This is a genomic window from Terrabacter sp. NPDC000476 (genome assembly GCF_040300125.1).
Lineage (GTDB): Bacteria > Actinomycetota > Actinomycetes > Actinomycetales > Dermatophilaceae > Terrabacter.
In genome coordinates this window covers 1-14,738 of the sequence record NZ_JBEPDF010000005.1, presented here as the reverse complement: position 1 = coordinate 14,738, position 14,738 = coordinate 1, and the positions used below count along the sequence as shown (strand labels likewise).

Below are 14,738 nucleotides of genomic sequence, written 5' to 3'. Positions count from 1 at the left end.
CCCTCGAGCAAGCTCGACACCGACACCACCAACGGCCTGCAGCTGATCGTCGAGTCCTGCTCCACCACCTGGACCGAGGCCGGCACCTCCCCGGCGTTCACCTACACCTGCTCCGGCACGACCAGGACCGTGCTGGCCACCCGCCCCGTCATCGGCGCCAACCTCGCCCTGACCAACCTCGCCTCGACCACCAGCGGCCGGAGCGACAACCTGCGCGTCAAGCTCACCTTCCCCGACGCCGCCGACAACTCCTTCCAGGGCCAGTCCAGCGTCATCGGCCTCGACTTCACCGGCACCCAGCGCGCCGCCACCAACCGCTGACCCACCCCACCGACGCACACCTGACGCCGACCCGAACCGAAGGACGCACCGCCCATGACCGCCACCACCTTCGCCCCGCGCCTCGAGGCCGTGCTCGGAGCGAGCGCGCACCCGGGCGCGGCGCTCGAGGCCGACGTCGACGCCGACCTCGGCGTCGGTGCGGCGGCGGGTGTGGGCGCGCTGCGTCGCGCGGCTCAGGTGGCGGCCACCGGGCTGGCCGTCGTCGCGGCAGCCGTCTTCCTCCTGCTGGCCGTCGGCCCGCACGTCCTCGGCTACCGCACCGCCACGATGCTCACCGGCTCGATGTCACCCGGCATCAACCCGGGTGACGTCGTGGTGACCGTGCCGCGAGCGGCTGCGGACGTGCAGGTGGGCGACGTCATCACCTACGAGATCCCCGTCGAGGACCACCGCGTCGAGACGCACCGCATCGTGCGCGTCACCACCGACGCCGCCGGCCGGCGCGCCGTCGTCACCAAGGGCGACGCCAACTCCGACGTCGACCCCTGGGTCGCGACCCTCGACCAGGACACCGTCTGGGAGGTGGCGACGGTGGTGCCCCACGTGGGGAACGCCATCCGCGCCGTCCGCAGCGGCCTCGGTCAGGGGTGGGTGCTCTGGGGCGCCCTCGGCGGCTTCGTCCTGCTGACGCTGCGCAGCATCTGGAGCGCCTCCGGCACCGAGGAGGACGAGCGCGGCGTCGCCACGGGCTACACCGGCCGCCACCGCGCCTAGCCGAGTCGAGCGGGGCACGGCGTCCCGTCAGACCCCGACCACCGGCGACCCTTCGGCGCGTGCCGCGCCCGGGATGAGCGAGACCTTGACCGACTCGGTGCCGGAGGCGACGAGGTCGAGACCGCGCTGGAAGTCGGCGAGCGGGAGCTGGTGGGTGCAGATCTCGTCGAGCGGCAGCCGCTTCTCCTCGATCATCCGGATGGCGGCCGGCCAGCAGCCCGGTCCCAGGTGGGCGCCGAGCACGTCGAGCTCCTTGTCGTCGCTGATGATGCTCCAGTCGACCGTCACGTCGTCCTTGAACACCGAGTACTCGACGAACCGGCCGAGCTTGCGCAGCAGCTGCAGGCCCTGCAGCACGGCGGACGGGTGACCCGTGCCCTCGAGGTAGACGTCGGCGCCGTACCCGCCCGTGATTCCCCGGACGAGCTCGACGGCGTCGTCGCGCCCGATGTTGACGACGTCGGTCGCCCCGGTGCGCAGGGCGAGGTCGAGCTTGCGGTCGTCGAGGTCGAGGGCGACGACCCGGGCGGGCGACTTGGCGGCCGCTCCCGCCACCATGCCGAGGCCGATCGGTCCGCAGCCGGCCACGACCACGACGTCGTCGAAGCCGATGCCGGCCCGCTCGACGGCGTGCAGGGCGCACGACAGCGGCTCCGCGAACGCCGCGTGGGCGGGTGGGACCGTCGCGGCGACCCGGTGCACCAGGGCCTCCGTCGGCAGCACGAGGTACTCGGCCATGCCACCCGGCACCTTGCGCTTGAAGCCGAAGATGTCGTGCGGGGCGCACATGTGGTAGTTCCCGGTCTCGCAGTAGCGGCACTCCCAGCACGGGACGATCTGCTCGGCGACCACCCGGTCACCGACGTCCAGGCCGCGCCGTCCACGGGCGGCGTCGTCGAGCGCGACGACGGTCCCGACGAACTCGTGCCCGGGCACGACCCCGGTCTCGGCCCACGCCGGCCGGGAGTCGTCGCCCCAGAACTTCGCGGCCCCGTGGTAGCACTTGAGGTCGCTGGCGCAGATGCCGACCGCCTCGACCCGGACGAGCACCTCGCCCGGCCCGGGGCGGGGCACGGGAATGCGCTCGAGGCGGTAGTCCCGGGGCCCATGGCAGACGACGGCCTCCATCGTCTCGGGAACGGTCGTCCCGTCCGTCTCGGCAAGGGGAGGGTTCTCAGGGGTGGCGTCCTCGGGGACGGTGTTCTCCGGGGCGGTGTTCTCTGGGGCGGTGTCCTCGGGGACGGTGTTCTCGGTGGTCATGCGGGGCTCCTGGGTGAGAGGTCGGCGGGGGTGGAGAAGGTCGCGTCCTGCACGGCGGCCAGCGTGTGCACCGCGGCGCGGGTCGAGGCGTAGAGCGAGTCGTAGGCCTCGAAGATCTCGTCGTGGACCGCGTGCGCGCGAGGGTCCGGCTCGACGACGTGGGAGACGACGGACCAGTCGGTGGTGGGGTCGGCGAGCCCGACGCCCACGGCCGCCAGGAGCGCGTCGCCGTAGCTCGCGCCGATCGTCTGCTCGGGCACGTCCTGCGGTCGACCCGTGACGTCGCTGACGACCTGGGTCCAGAGGCCTCCGGTCGTGCCGCCGCCCACGGCGACGAGGCGCGAGACCGGGCCGGCGCCCTCGTCGAGCAGGGCGACGATCTGCCGGATGCCGTAGGCGATGCCCTCGTACGCAGCCCGGAAGAGGTGGCCGCGGCCGTGCTGCAGCGTCAGCCCGGCGACGACCCCGCGGGCCTGCGGGTCGAAGACGGGGGTCCGCTCGCCGGCGAAGTAGGGGAGCACGACGAGACCGTCCGACCCGGGCGCGACCGCGCGCGCCTCCTCGACCAGCGTCTCGTAGTCCGGTGCGCCGGTGAGGTCACGGACCCACTGGGTGAGCGAGCCCGAGGTCGACATCCCTGCCGCCATGGTGCGCCGACCGGGGTCCACGCCGGCGGTCGTCCAGAGCAGGGGGTGCGTCCGCAGGCCCTCGAGCACCTGGACGAAGAACATCGTGGTGCCGTACATGAGCATGAGGTCGCCCGGTGCGCGCACGCCGGCCGAGTGCGCCTCGGCCCAGGCGTCGACGGTGCCGGCGCTCACCGGCGTGCCCTCGGGGAGGCCGGTCGCCTCCGCCGCGGCGGCCGTGACGCGCCCGACCACCTCTTGCGGCCAGACGAGGCGGGGCAGCTCGAGGTGCTCGGTGATCTCGGCCGCCCAGTCGGAGGCCCAGTCGAGGGCGCGAACGTCGTACAGCGGGTCGCACTGGCTGGCCGTGTGGTGGTCGAGGACGTACTCCCCGGTGAGGCGGCGGACGACGAACGAGCTGCTGCCGAACCAGCGACGGCCGCGCGCCCAGCCGTCCGGCTCGTGCCGACGGATCCAGCTCAGCTTGGGGCCGACCGCCTGCGAGCTCAGCGCCTTGCCGCAGGTGCGCAGGATGGCCTCCGCCCCGTAGCGGTCGGTCAGCTCGGTGATCTCCGTGGTGGCGCGGGCGTCGATGCCGTAGAGGATCGCCGGACGGACCGGGCGGTCGGCGGCGTCGCACACCACGAGGCACGGCCCGAGACCGCTGACGCAGACGCCGGCCACGTCGGAGGCCGCTCGACCGGCGAGCAGCTCGCGCGACACGGAGGCCACCTCACCCCACCACGTCACGTCCGCATCCATCTCGGCGTGGCCCGGACGTGGTGTCGCCACCCCGTGCGCGCGGGTGGCCCGCGCGACGACGGTGCCGTCGTCGGTCACGAGCACGCCCTTCGTGCTCGACGTGCCGATGTCGATCCCCATGAGCAGTGCGGCCACGGGTCCTCCTCCTCCGCGAGGGGCGGTGCCGGCGCCCGGGGAGGGCGCCGGCGCCGCCGGGGGTGCGCTCGTCAGTCGCCGGTCGCGACCGAGACGGTCTTGAACGTCGGGCGCCCGTTCGGCGGCAGCTCGAAGCCCTTGACCGAGTCGCGGACGGCGGCGTTGTTCTTCAGGTCCGCAGGGAAGATGCCGGGGGCGTCCTTCCACAGGATGGCGTCCGCCTCGGCGTAGAGCTTCTTGCGCTCCGACTGGTCGAGGGAGGCACGCGCCGCCATGAGCGTCTTGTCGAGCTCGGGGTTGCAGTAGCCCATCCGCTTGGCGGCGCAGGTGTAGAGGCGAGCCAGGGTGAAGTCGGCGTCGCCGGTGCCGGTCGTGTTCGTCTGCAGGTTGAGGTCCCACGAGAGCGCGCCGAAGTCCTTGAGCCACTGCGCCCGCTCCTTCTCGAGGGGCTTGACCGTGATGCCGACCTTGGCCCAGTCCGAGACCATCGCCTGCGCGAGCGCCTTGATGTTCGGCCCACCCTCGCGGGGCCACTGGATGGACGTCGAGAAGCCGTTGGGGAAGCCGGCCTCCGCCAGCAGCGCCTTGGCCCTGGCCGGGTCGTAGGCATACGGCTGCAGCGGCGTCGACCCGAACACGGACTGCGTGACCGGGGACTTCGCCACGGTCGCGCCGTCGCCGTAGAGGTCGGCCACGGTCTCCTCGACGTTGACCGCGTGCCACATCGCCTGGCGCACCTTGGCGTCCTTGAACTGGTCACGGTTCTGGTTGAACCAGATGAAGTAGTAGGTGAACCCGTCCTTCGTCTCGTAGGTCAGGCCGTCCTTGTCCGAGACCGCCGCGACCTGGTCCGGCGGGATGGAGTTCGTGACGTCGACCTCGCCGGTCTCGAGGGCGGTGAGGCGTGCCGAGACCTCCGGGTAGTTGACGAACTCGAGCCGCGACAGGGCGGGCTTGGTGCCCCAGTACGCGTCGTTGCGGGTCATGACGACCTTGTCGTCCGGGGCGAACGACTCGACCTTGAAGGGACCCGTGCCGATCGGCTTCTTCCAGAAGTCGTCCTGCCCGACCCGCTCGGCCGGGCCGACGAAGACGAGCGACATCGTGCTCGCGAGCGTGCCGAGCGGGGAGCTGGTGCGGATCGTCACCGTCCGGGCGTCCGTCGCCTCGATGGAGGTCACCGACTCCAGCACCGGCTTGAGCGGTCCCTCGAGGTCGATGAGGCGCTGGACCGAGGCGACGACGTCGGCCGCCTCGAGCGGGCTGCCGTCGCTGAACGTGACGCCCTCACGGAGCGTGAAGACCCACGTGCGATCGTCGGGGTTGGTCCACTTCTCGGCCAGCAGCGGCGCCGGGACGCCGTCCTTGAGCTCGACGAGCGGCTCGAGCACCTGCTGGGCGGCGGTCTGCACCGCCTCCTCGGCCGGGTACTGCTGGACGTCGAGCGAGACGGGGAAGAGTCCGGGGGCGTACCTCAGGGTCTGCTCGCCCGTTCCGCCGCCCCCTGGACCGGAGGTGGTGGAGCAGGCCGACAGGCCGAGCGCGACGGCGATCGCGACGGCGACGGTCCGTCGCCGAGTGCGGGTGGTGGTCATGCCACTCTCCTTGAGAGGTCGATCCGGTCGGTGACCGGGGTGGGGCGCGCTGGAGGGCTCCAGCGTCGTCGTGGGTCGCCCGCCGCCGGCCGGCACGTGGTGGCGGCTGGCGGGCGGCGGCGGGCGGCGGTTCAGCTGCGCGGGCGGTCGGGCGCGGACGGCAGGGTGTAGGTGGCGAGCACCGGGCGGTGGTCGCTCGGTGCGCTGCCCGCGTGGAAGTAGTCGCCCACCTCGCTGCTGCGGCAGAGGAGCGGACCGCGGTGGAAGAGCCAGTCGATGGCCTTCTGGGGCGACGCGAGCGGGGACAGGCGCGTGCCGACCTGGTCGGTGAAGGGCATCGGGACGACGGGGTGCGTCACGGGCGAGTGCTGCCCGAGCGCGGTGAACGAGTCACGGAAGCCGCCGTTGCCGAAGGCCCAGTTGGCGGGCCCGATGTCGTTGATGTCGCAGGTGAAGAGGCAGGCGGTGTCGTCGTCGCAGAGCTCGGCGAGGCGCTCGACGATGCGGCGCGCCTGGACGGCGCGGCGGTTGCGCAGGTCGGCCTGCTCGTCGCGGTGCCCCGGCCAGGTGAGGTGGGCCGTCGCGAAGACGAGCGGCGCACCGGTCGTCACCTCCCGCAGGCGCACCCAGAACAGCCGGGCGTCGGTGTCGAGGATGCCGACGTCGTCGGCGCCGTGCTCCGAGGCGGCGAAGCGGGACGTGCGCCACCAGAGGTTGCTCTGCCGCGCCCAGCCGCCGAAGTCGTCGTGCACGCGCTCGCAGCCCGGCAGTGCGTCGTCGACGACGTCGCGCGACCAGGGGCGCAGCTCCTGCGTCGCGAGCAGGTCGGGCTGGCGCAGCCGGAGGAAGGCGCGCAGCGCGGGGGTGCGCGCCTCGGCGTGCGCGTCGCCCCACAGGTTGTAGGTGCTGGCGAGAAAGGTCGGCCCCTCGGGGGTCATCGTCGGTCGTCCTCTGCGGGTGTCGTCGGTGCCCTCACGGGCGGTGTCGGGCGGGGAGGTCGTGGGTGGTGTGGGGCGGGGAGGTCACGGCCACGGCTCACTCCGCTCGCGCGGCGTGGGCGTCGCGCACGCCGGGGAGTCCGTATGCCGTCAGGCGGGCGCGGCCGTCGACGACGTCGACGATCGTGAGCGAGCAGTTGACCGGCGGGGTGAACGCGGCGTGGCCCGGTGCCGGCACTCCGCAGGCGGCGGCCGCCGCGACGCGGACCGCGCCGCCGTGGGTGAAGAGCACGGCGGTGGGCGGGCCGCTCCGGTCCCGGTCGGTCCGGTCGGCACCGAGCCCTGCGGTGGGGTCGGCGGCGATCTCGGCGGCGATCTCGGCGGCAATCTCGGCGATGGCCGCCCACACCCGCTCGCGCACCTCGGTGAAGGTCTCGCCGCCGCCGCGGCGCACGTCCTCCCCGCGGGCGGCCGCAGCCACGACGTCCGGCTCGCGCGCGGCGACCTCGGCGAAGGTCTGCCCGGTCCAGGAGCCGGTGGCGACCTCGCGCAGGCGGGCGTCGACGGCCACCTCGAGTCCGGTCGCGGCGGCGAAGGGGGCCGCCGTGTGGCGCGCCCGCTCGAGGTCGCTCGAGACGAGGCGCACCGGCGCGGCGCCGACGAGCTCGGCCAGGCGCGGGGCGAGCGCCTCGGCCTGCGCGTGCCCGGCCGGTGTCAGGCCCGAGTCCGCGTGCCCCTGGTACCGGTCGTCGACGTTCCACCGGGACTCCCCGTGGCGGGCCAGCACGATGCGCGCGGTGACGGTCATGAGCCCGACCTGCCCGAGGTCGCGAGCGGCGCGGGACGCTCCGGGAAGTGGCACGCCGCGGGGTGGAGGTCGAGGCGGGTCACGAGGGCGGGCGGCTCGGTGGCGCACCGGTCCTGCGCCTTCCAGCAGCGGGTGCGGAACCGGCATCCGGACGGGGGGTTCGCCGGCGAGGGGACGTCGCCCTGCAGCAGGATCCCCTCCGGCCGGTCGGGCTCGGCCCAGGGGCGTGGCACCGGCACGGCGGAGAGCAGGGCCTGCGTGTAGGGATGGGTCGGCGTCGCGAAGATCTCGTCGGTCGGCCCGGTCTCGACCACGCGGCCGACGTACATCACGGCGACCTGGTCGCTGATGTGCCGCACGACCGAGAGGTCGTGGGCGATGAAGAGGTACGTGAGCCCGAAGTCGTGCTGCAGGTCCGCCAGCAGGTTGAGCACCTGCGCCTGGACCGAGACGTCGAGGGCCGAGACCGCCTCGTCGCAGATGACGAGCTTGGGCTTGAGCGCGAGGGCCCGCGCGATGCCGATGCGCTGGCGCTGGCCACCCGAGAACTGGTGCGGGTAGCGCTCGGCGTGGTCGGGGTCGAGGCCCACCCGCTCGAGCAGCCCGCCCACCTCGGAGCGCCAGCTCCCGCGCGGCACGACCTCGGGGTGGATCTCCCAGGCCTCGCTGACGATCTGCCCGACGGTGCGTCGCGGGTTGAGCGAGGCGTACGGGTCCTGGAACACCATCTGGATCTCGCGCCGGAGCCGGCGCCACGTCGGCCCGTCGGCCGTCACGAGGTCCTCGCCCTGGAAGAGGACCTGTCCCGACGCGGCGCGCTCGAGGCCGACGACGGTGCGGGCCACCGTCGACTTGCCGGATCCGGACTCGCCGACGAGACCCAGCGTGCTGCCTGCAGGGACGTCGAACGACACCCCGTCGACGGCTCGGATGGCACCGACCTGGCGACGCAGCAGCGACGAGCGGATCGGGAACGACGTGTGCAGGTCGCGCACCGAGAGGATCGGTTCGGCAGTGGTGGTCATCGGGGCAGCACCTCCTCGGTGCGCAGGCAGGCCGCCTGGTGGGACGGGGCGCAGCCCTCGGGCACGCGCAGGGACGGCAGGCGCTCGGCGCACGCGTCGACGGCATACGGGCAGCGGGCCCGGAACGCGCAGCCGGACGGCACGGCGAGGAGCGATGGCGGCGAGCCGGGGATGGGGGTCAGCCGCTCGCGCGACCCGCCGAGGGTCGGGATCGAGGCCATCAGTCCCTCGGTGTAGGGGTGGGCCGGCGCGTCGTACACGTCGCGGATGCCGCCGGTCTCGACGGCGCGACCGGCATACATCACGAGGACGCGGTCGGCGACGTCGGCGACCACCCCGAGGTCGTGGGTGATGAGCACGAGGGCCATGTCGCGCTCGGACTGGAGGTCGGCGAGCAGCCGCATGATCTGGGCCTGCACCGTGACGTCGAGGGCCGTGGTCGGCTCGTCCGCGACGAGCAGCCGCGGCTCGAGGGCGAGCGCCATCGCGATCATGGCGCGCTGGCGCATGCCGCCGGAGAACTGGTGCGGGTAGTCGTCGGCCCGCTTCGACGCGTCCGGGATGCCGACGAGCCGCATGAGCTCGACGGCCTGCTGGCGCGCCGCGCGTCGGGAGGCGCCCCGGCGGCGGCGCAGCGCCTCGCCGATCTGGGTCCCGATCCGGTAGACGGGGTTGAGCGAGCTGAGCGGGTCCTGGAACACCATCGCCATCTCGGTGCCGCGCAGGTCGCGGACGGCGCTCGCCGGCAGCGCCGCGAGGTCCTCGCCGTCGAAGAGCACCCGGCCGGAGCTGATGCGGCCCGCCGGCCGGGGCAGCAGGCCCATGACGGCCTGGGCCGTGACGCTCTTGCCGCTGCCCGACTCGCCGAGCACGGCCAGGGTCTCGCCGGGTGCGAGGTCGAACGACAGGCCCCGGATCGGCTCGACGACTCCCGCCCGGGTGCGGAACTCCACGTGCAGGTCCTGCACCCGCAGCAGCGGTGCCGCGGCGTCCGGGCCGACCGGTCGGGACCCGGGGGCCGCGGTCTCCTCGAGGGTGGGGCGCGCGCTCATCACAGGCTCCTGAGTCGGGGGTCGTAGCGGTCGCGCAGGGCGTCGCCGAGCACGCCGAAGGTCAGCACGAGGCCGGCGAGGGCGATGCCCGGGATGGTGGAGATCCACCACGCGTCGGAGAGGTAGTTGCGCCCGTTGGAGATGGTCACGCCCCAGCTGGGCGTGCTCGTGGGGGTGCCGAGGCCGAGGAAGCTGAGGGAGGCCTCCGCGAGGATGACGTGGCCGAGCTCCACCGTCGCGACGACGAGGATGGGTGCGAGGCAGGCCGGCAGGATGCAGCGCACGAGCGTGTGCCACGTCCCGGCACCCAGCGTCCGGGTGGCGTCGACGTACTCGCGGTGCCGGGTGCTGAGCACCTGGCTGCGCGTCACCCGGGCGAAGGTCACCCAGTTGGAGATCGCGAGCACGATGACGACGTTGACGACGCTCGGGCCGAGCAGGGCGGCGATGAGGATGGCGAGCAGGATGGAGGGGAACGTCAGCTGCACGTCGGCGAGGCGCATGAGCACCGCGTCGAGCCAACCGCCGAAGTAGCCGGTGAGCACGCCGATCGTCACGCCGATGAGTCCTGCGAGGACGAGCGTGGCGAGCCCCACCATCATCGAGACGCGCGCGCCCTGCATCATCTGCGCGAGGATGTCCTGGCCCACCTGGTCGGTGCCGAAGAGGGCGAACGAGCCGTCGCTCAGGGTGCTGCCGGGTGGCTTGAGCCGGTCGGCCGTGCGAGTCGCCACGGAGTCGAACTCGAGCAGCACCGGCCCGATCGCGGCAGCGAGGGCGTAGACCGCGACGACGACGAGGCACACGACGATGCGGGTGTGGCCGATGCCGCGCCGCGCGGCCCCCCGGCGGGAGGCTCGTCCGGGGGCTGCGGCGGACAGTGCGGAAGCCGTCGGCGCAGCCTCGACGGGGTCCGGGGCGGGCTCGCCCGACGGGAGGGTGGCCCGGGAGTGGAAGTCGGTCATGGTCAGTCCGCCAGTCGCACGCGAGGGTCGAGGACGCCGTAGAGGACGTCGACGACGAGGTTGATGAGGACGAAGCCGGCGGCGATGAGCAGGATCGAGGCCTGCACGACGCCGTAGTCGCGGTAGGAGATCGAGTCGATGAGCAGGCGCCCGACGCCGGGCCAGGCGAAGACCGTCTCGACGATGACGGTGCCGCCGAGGAGCTGCCCGAACTGCAGGCCGACGATGGTGACGATGGGGATGAGCGCGTTGCGGATCGCGTGGCGTGCGACGACGACGCGCTCGGTGAAGCCCCGCGATCGGGCGGTCTGCACGTAGCCCTCGTGGATGACCTCGAGCAGGCCGCTGCGGGTCATCCTCACGAGGATGGCGAGGAAGGGCAGGGCCAGGGTGACGGCCGGGAGCACCATGTGGGCCGGCGACCCGGTGCCGCCCGACGGCAGCACGTTGAGCCCGCGGGCGAACACCAGGATGAGCACGATGCCGAGCCAGAACGACGGGGTGGACTGGGCCAGCAGCGAGAAGACCGACACGACGCGGTCGGCGGGCCGGTTGACCTTGAGCGCGGCGAGCACGCCGAGCGGGAGCCCGACCACGAGCGAGAGCACCATCGCCGTCGTCGCGAGCTCGACCGTGGCCGGCAGCCGCTCGAGCACCAGCCCCATGGCGTCCTGGCCGAGCCGGTAGGAGTCGCCGAAGTCGAGGTGGACGACGTCGCCGAGGTAGCGCAGGTACTGGGCCGCGAGGGGCTCGTCGAGACCCATCTGCTGCTGCAGCGCCAGCACCTCCGCCGCGGTGGCGTCCGGGCCGAGGATGAGGGAGGCGGGGTCGCCCGGCACGAGGCGCAGGACGAGGAAGACGATCGAGACCGCGCCCCAGAGGACGAAGGCCGAGAACGCCACGCAGCGCGCGAGGAACGAGGTCATGGGGCGGGGGTGGCGCGGTCCGTGCTCGGGTGCGAAGACGTCGCGGGCATGAGGCGAGCTCCCTTGCTCTGGAGGGGCGCCGGCGGTCCCGGAAGGACGGGTCCGACATCAGCGCCATTAACGTTCACTGGATCGTTAATGGACGCTACCCTCGCGCCTCTGGAAAGGTCAACACCCTGCCCAGGATTGGCCTCTGAACTGCACCGATGCGCGTTTTGGGCATCGCGGAAATGATGAGGGGTCGACCTATTGACCATTTTCGAGAGTTAACGCTAATGTTCCCGGCGTCCACCCTTCCCAGGACGGTCACGCGACAGTGGCCGGGGTGGTGGACCGCACCCAAGGAGCTTTCGTGACAGCCAGCACCGACGACCTCGGCGGCGCCGTGCGATCCGGACTGATCGCCGCTGACCCCCGCCTCTCCAAGTTCTCGCCCCTGCGGCGCATCCTCGCCTTCGACGAGTTCGACTCGGGCACCCACGGGTGGACCGAGCTGATCGGCAACTACGACGGTCGGGGCGACCTCGACACGGTCGATGACCACATGCGCGACTTCCGGCCCCCGCAGCTGTCGAACTGCACGTTCTTCGACACCGGCACGCACGGCGCCATGAGCGGGACGTACGCGCTCAAGCTGGCGACCCGGCCGTACCCCGGCCACACCGCCACCGCGATCCGCCGGCTGACGATGAGCGGCCGGGGCCTGCTCCAGCTCGAGACGTACTTCACCTACAAGGCGGAGGCGACGCTCGGTGGCGGCACGGACGAGAACTCCTTCGGCGACATCCAGTGGGACGGCAACCTGCACCCGTCCGAGGCCCAGTTCGGCGCGTTCACGGTCGCGACCGACCTGTGCGGCGACGGGGGCCTGCGCTACCACACGGTCGCGCGCTACCTCAACACCGACCTCGAGCACCAGATGCGCCGTCAGTGGGTCTACCCGACGGTCCCCGAGCCCACGCCCCGAGAGCACTTCGAGGGCAAGGTCAAGCTCGAGTACGCCGCCGACTTCACGGCGCCCAACCCCGAGGACTGGCAGCCCTTCGGCGAGCCCCAGGAGATGTGCTTCAACGAGGTGCCGACGAAGGTCAACTGGCACTACCTGCGCTGGGTCGTCGACACCGAGAAGCGGCGCAACGTCGAGCTGCAGGTCAACGACCGCGTCATGGACATGAGCCACGTGCCGGTGCCGCCCTACGAGGAGCGCTACGAGTCGCTCGAGAACCTCCTCAACTTCTACTTCTCGGTGCGGACCCACTCCGCGACGAGGAACTTCCTGTTCCTCGACTCCGTCCTCATCTCCGTCGACTGGTAGGAGCCAGACGTGCGACAGTCCCAGACAGCAGTGCTCGAGAAGAACACCACGTTCTCGGGCGACTTCCAGACCGAGCCCTTCGAGACCGCCTGGGCGGGGGAGGGGCGGTGGTTCGTGCAGCTGGTCGACGTCAGCGGCGCCGACACGTCCGTCTCCGTGCGGGCGCAGGTCTCACCGGACGGGCTCACGTGGTGCGACTATGACGGGGTCGAGCACGCCGTCACCGGCGAGGTCCTCTCGTTCCCGGTGCGCGAGTTCGGCCACTGGCTGCGGCTGGCCGGCTCCGTGTCGGGCGACGAGCCGGAGGCCAAGGTCCGGATCTACCTCGCCCTGAAGAGCTGACGACCGAGAGGAGCCATCATGCCGCCGGTCCGCCGTCGCACGTTGCGTGACATCGCCGACTCGCTCGACCTGTCGGTCAACACGGTCTCTCGTGCGCTCGCGGGCAAGGACAGCGTCAGCGAGTACACCCGCGCGCTGGTGCGGGCCGAGGCCGAGCGGATCGGTTACGTGCCCAACCTGCACGCCCGCTCGCTCGTCCTCGGCTCGGTCATGATGCTCGGTCTCGTCATCACCAACCCGTCGAACCCGTTCTACGCGCAGCTGATCCACGCGATCGAGCTGCGGGGGCGGGCGAAGGGCTACTCGCTCCTCCTCGTCGTCTCCGACGAGTCCGAGGAGTACGAGGCCCGTGCCGTCGACTCCCTGCTCCGGTCGGGGGTCGACGGCGCGATCGTCGTGCCGGTGCAGGGCGAGACCAACCCCTGGGGCCAGCTGCACCGGATGGGGGTGCCCGTCGTCTTCCTCAACCGCGACCTGCCGGGGGTCGAGCGCGACTTCGTGGGCACCGACAACCGCCTCGGCGCCCGCCAGGCGACTGAGCACGTCATCGCCCGGGGAGCCCGGTCGGTCGTGCTCATGGAGGAGGACCTCCCCATCACGACGGTCCGCGAGCGCGTGGCCGGCTTCACCGAGGCGATGGCGAGCGCCGGGCTGCCCTGCGACGAGCGGTCCGTCGTGCGGGTGCCGACGCGCCGTGACGAGCAGATGGCCCTGCCGTGGCACCCCGACGAGGCGTATGCCGTCGCACAGGCCATCCTCGACCGCCCGGACCGCCCCGACGCCGTCGTCGTGGGCAACGACTTCTACGCTCTCGGGCTCTACCGGGCGCTGGCCGAGCGAGGCCTGCGCGTGCCGGACGACGTCCTCGTGGTCGGCTTCGGCGACTACCCCTTCTCGGAGTTCGTGGCACCACCGCTCAGCACCGTGCGGCTGCCCGCCGAGGAGGTCGGGGCCGCCGCCGTCGACCTCCTCCTGGAGCGCATCGTGGGGTCCGCGGACCCCACCCCGCTCAAACGATCGTTCGCGCCGACCCTCGTGCCGCGCGGCTCCACCGAGCGCCGGCCGACGAGCTGAGGCGCGCGAGGCCGAAAGGCTCCCCGTGACTGGGATCTCCTGGTTCAGCACCACCACCTGGGCCGAGCTGGTCCTGCTCACGATGGCGTTCGCGCTGTCGGCGACGATCGGGCTCGAGCGCAACCGGCGGCTCAAGAGCGCCGGCCTGCGCACGCACACCCTGGTCGGCGTCGGCTCCGCGGTCTTCACCCTGGTCTCGGCGCACGGCTTCGCCGGCGCGGCCGGCGCGACCGCTCTGGTCGACCCGTCGCGGATCGCGGCCCAGATCGTCTCCGGCATCGGCTTCCTCGGTGCCGGGGTCATCTTCGTGCGCCGCGGGAGCGTGTCGGGCCTGACGACGGCTGCCTCCATCTGGCTGACGGCGGCCGTCGGCATGGCCTGCGGCGCGGGGATGCCTGTGCTGGCCCTGCTCGGCACCGTCTTCCACCTGCTCACGGTCACCGCGCTCGGGCGGTTGGGCCGGCGCGTGCAGAAGGACCCGCCCAACACCACCCTGTTGATGCGCTACACCGCCGGGCGCGGCACCCTGCCGGTGGCACTGGGGCTCGCCGCCGAGCACGGCGTGCCGGCGACGCTCCTCGACGCGAAGACCTTCCGGCAGGACGGCGACGAGACGACCGTGCGGGCCGTCGTCCAGCTCGACGGCTCACCGGCCGTCGTGACGGCCCTCATGGAGGCCATCACCGACCGCACGGGCGTGCACTCGCTCCGGGTGCTGGACGGGCGGGGCCGGCCCGACTAGCGGCTGCGTCGGCTTGCACGTTTCTTGTGGGATTGCTTGGTGTTTGCCCGGTTTGGTCTTGCACTCGTCCCGGCAGAGTTCTCGTCATCGGCCCACGCCGACCACGACGTCTCGCAG

The 14,738-nt window shown here is 72.5% G+C and carries 14 protein-coding genes and 1 pseudogene; 6 read left to right on the top strand and 9 right to left on the bottom strand.

What is annotated here, in order from left to right:
- Nucleotides 1–321, top strand: a pseudogene (locus ABT295_RS20845) (TasA family protein); the annotation flags it as partial.
- Between the two features lie 54 nt (nucleotides 322–375).
- Nucleotides 376–1,056, top strand: a complete 681-nt coding sequence (locus tag ABT295_RS20840) for a signal peptidase I (protein WP_352396326.1) — start codon at nucleotides 376–378, stop codon at nucleotides 1,054–1,056.
- 27 nt (nucleotides 1,057–1,083) lie between these two features.
- On the opposite strand, the gene ABT295_RS20835 is transcribed toward ABT295_RS20840, so the two are convergent.
- The 9 genes from ABT295_RS20835 to nikB form a co-directional block, all read right to left on the bottom strand.
- Nucleotides 1,084–2,184 (bottom strand): alcohol dehydrogenase catalytic domain-containing protein, encoded by a 1,101-nt coding sequence (locus ABT295_RS20835; RefSeq protein ID WP_352396327.1) that lies wholly within the window; start codon nucleotides 2,182–2,184, stop codon nucleotides 1,084–1,086.
- Nucleotides 2,185–2,312: 128 nt separating this feature from the next.
- Entirely contained in the window at nucleotides 2,313–3,839 is a 1,527-nt protein-coding gene (locus ABT295_RS20830) for an FGGY-family carbohydrate kinase (protein ID WP_352396325.1), read from the bottom strand.
- A 71-nt stretch (nucleotides 3,840–3,910) separates the two neighbouring features.
- Nucleotides 3,911–5,434 carry an ABC transporter substrate-binding protein gene (locus tag ABT295_RS20825; RefSeq protein ID WP_352396324.1) on the bottom strand — a complete coding sequence of 508 codons (1,524 nt, stop codon included), beginning with the start codon at nucleotides 5,432–5,434 and terminating at the stop codon, nucleotides 3,911–3,913.
- 131 nt (nucleotides 5,435–5,565) lie between these two features.
- Nucleotides 5,566–6,372, bottom strand: a complete 807-nt coding sequence (locus ABT295_RS20820) for an exonuclease/endonuclease/phosphatase family protein (protein ID WP_352396323.1) — start codon at nucleotides 6,370–6,372, stop codon at nucleotides 5,566–5,568.
- Between the two features lie 97 nt (nucleotides 6,373–6,469).
- The gene (locus ABT295_RS20815; RefSeq protein ID WP_352396322.1) at nucleotides 6,470–7,180 is read right to left on the bottom strand and encodes a histidine phosphatase family protein; all 711 of its coding nucleotides are present in this window, start codon (nucleotides 7,178–7,180) and stop codon (nucleotides 6,470–6,472) included.
- Nucleotides 7,177–8,205, bottom strand: a complete 1,029-nt coding sequence (locus ABT295_RS20810; protein WP_352396321.1) for an ABC transporter ATP-binding protein — start codon at nucleotides 8,203–8,205, stop codon at nucleotides 7,177–7,179. Before ABT295_RS20810 ends, ABT295_RS20815 begins: the two co-directional genes overlap by 4 nt.
- Entirely contained in the window at nucleotides 8,202–9,257 is a 1,056-nt protein-coding gene (locus tag ABT295_RS20805; protein WP_352396320.1) for an ABC transporter ATP-binding protein, read from the bottom strand. Before ABT295_RS20805 ends, ABT295_RS20810 begins: the two co-directional genes overlap by 4 nt.
- Nucleotides 9,257–10,222 (bottom strand): ABC transporter permease, encoded by a 966-nt coding sequence (locus ABT295_RS20800; RefSeq protein ID WP_352396319.1) that lies wholly within the window; start codon nucleotides 10,220–10,222, stop codon nucleotides 9,257–9,259. Before ABT295_RS20800 ends, ABT295_RS20805 begins: the two co-directional genes overlap by 1 nt.
- 2 nt (nucleotides 10,223–10,224) lie before the next feature.
- The gene (gene nikB / locus ABT295_RS20795; RefSeq protein ID WP_352396318.1) at nucleotides 10,225–11,148 is read right to left on the bottom strand and encodes a nickel ABC transporter permease; all 924 of its coding nucleotides are present in this window, start codon (nucleotides 11,146–11,148) and stop codon (nucleotides 10,225–10,227) included.
- Nucleotides 11,149–11,500: 352 nt separating this feature from the next.
- Between nikB and ABT295_RS20790 the strand changes: the two genes are divergently transcribed.
- The 4 genes from ABT295_RS20790 to ABT295_RS20775 are packed head-to-tail and all read left to right on the top strand — an operon-like array spanning nucleotide 11,501 to nucleotide 14,621.
- The gene (locus ABT295_RS20790; protein ID WP_352396317.1) at nucleotides 11,501–12,463 is read left to right on the top strand and encodes a DUF6772 family protein; all 963 of its coding nucleotides are present in this window, start codon (nucleotides 11,501–11,503) and stop codon (nucleotides 12,461–12,463) included.
- 9 nt (nucleotides 12,464–12,472) lie between these two features.
- On the top strand, nucleotides 12,473–12,805 hold the full coding sequence (locus ABT295_RS20785) for a hypothetical protein (RefSeq protein ID WP_352396316.1): 333 nt from the start codon (nucleotides 12,473–12,475) through the stop codon (nucleotides 12,803–12,805).
- Nucleotides 12,806–12,823: 18 nt separating this feature from the next.
- Nucleotides 12,824–13,879 (top strand): LacI family DNA-binding transcriptional regulator, encoded by a 1,056-nt coding sequence (locus ABT295_RS20780; protein WP_352396315.1) that lies wholly within the window; start codon nucleotides 12,824–12,826, stop codon nucleotides 13,877–13,879.
- A 25-nt stretch (nucleotides 13,880–13,904) separates the two neighbouring features.
- Nucleotides 13,905–14,621: an MgtC/SapB family protein gene (locus ABT295_RS20775; protein ID WP_352396314.1), complete on the top strand. Its 717-nt coding sequence runs from the start codon at nucleotides 13,905–13,907 to the stop codon at nucleotides 14,619–14,621.
- The last annotated feature ends 117 nt before the right edge of the window (nucleotides 14,622–14,738 follow it).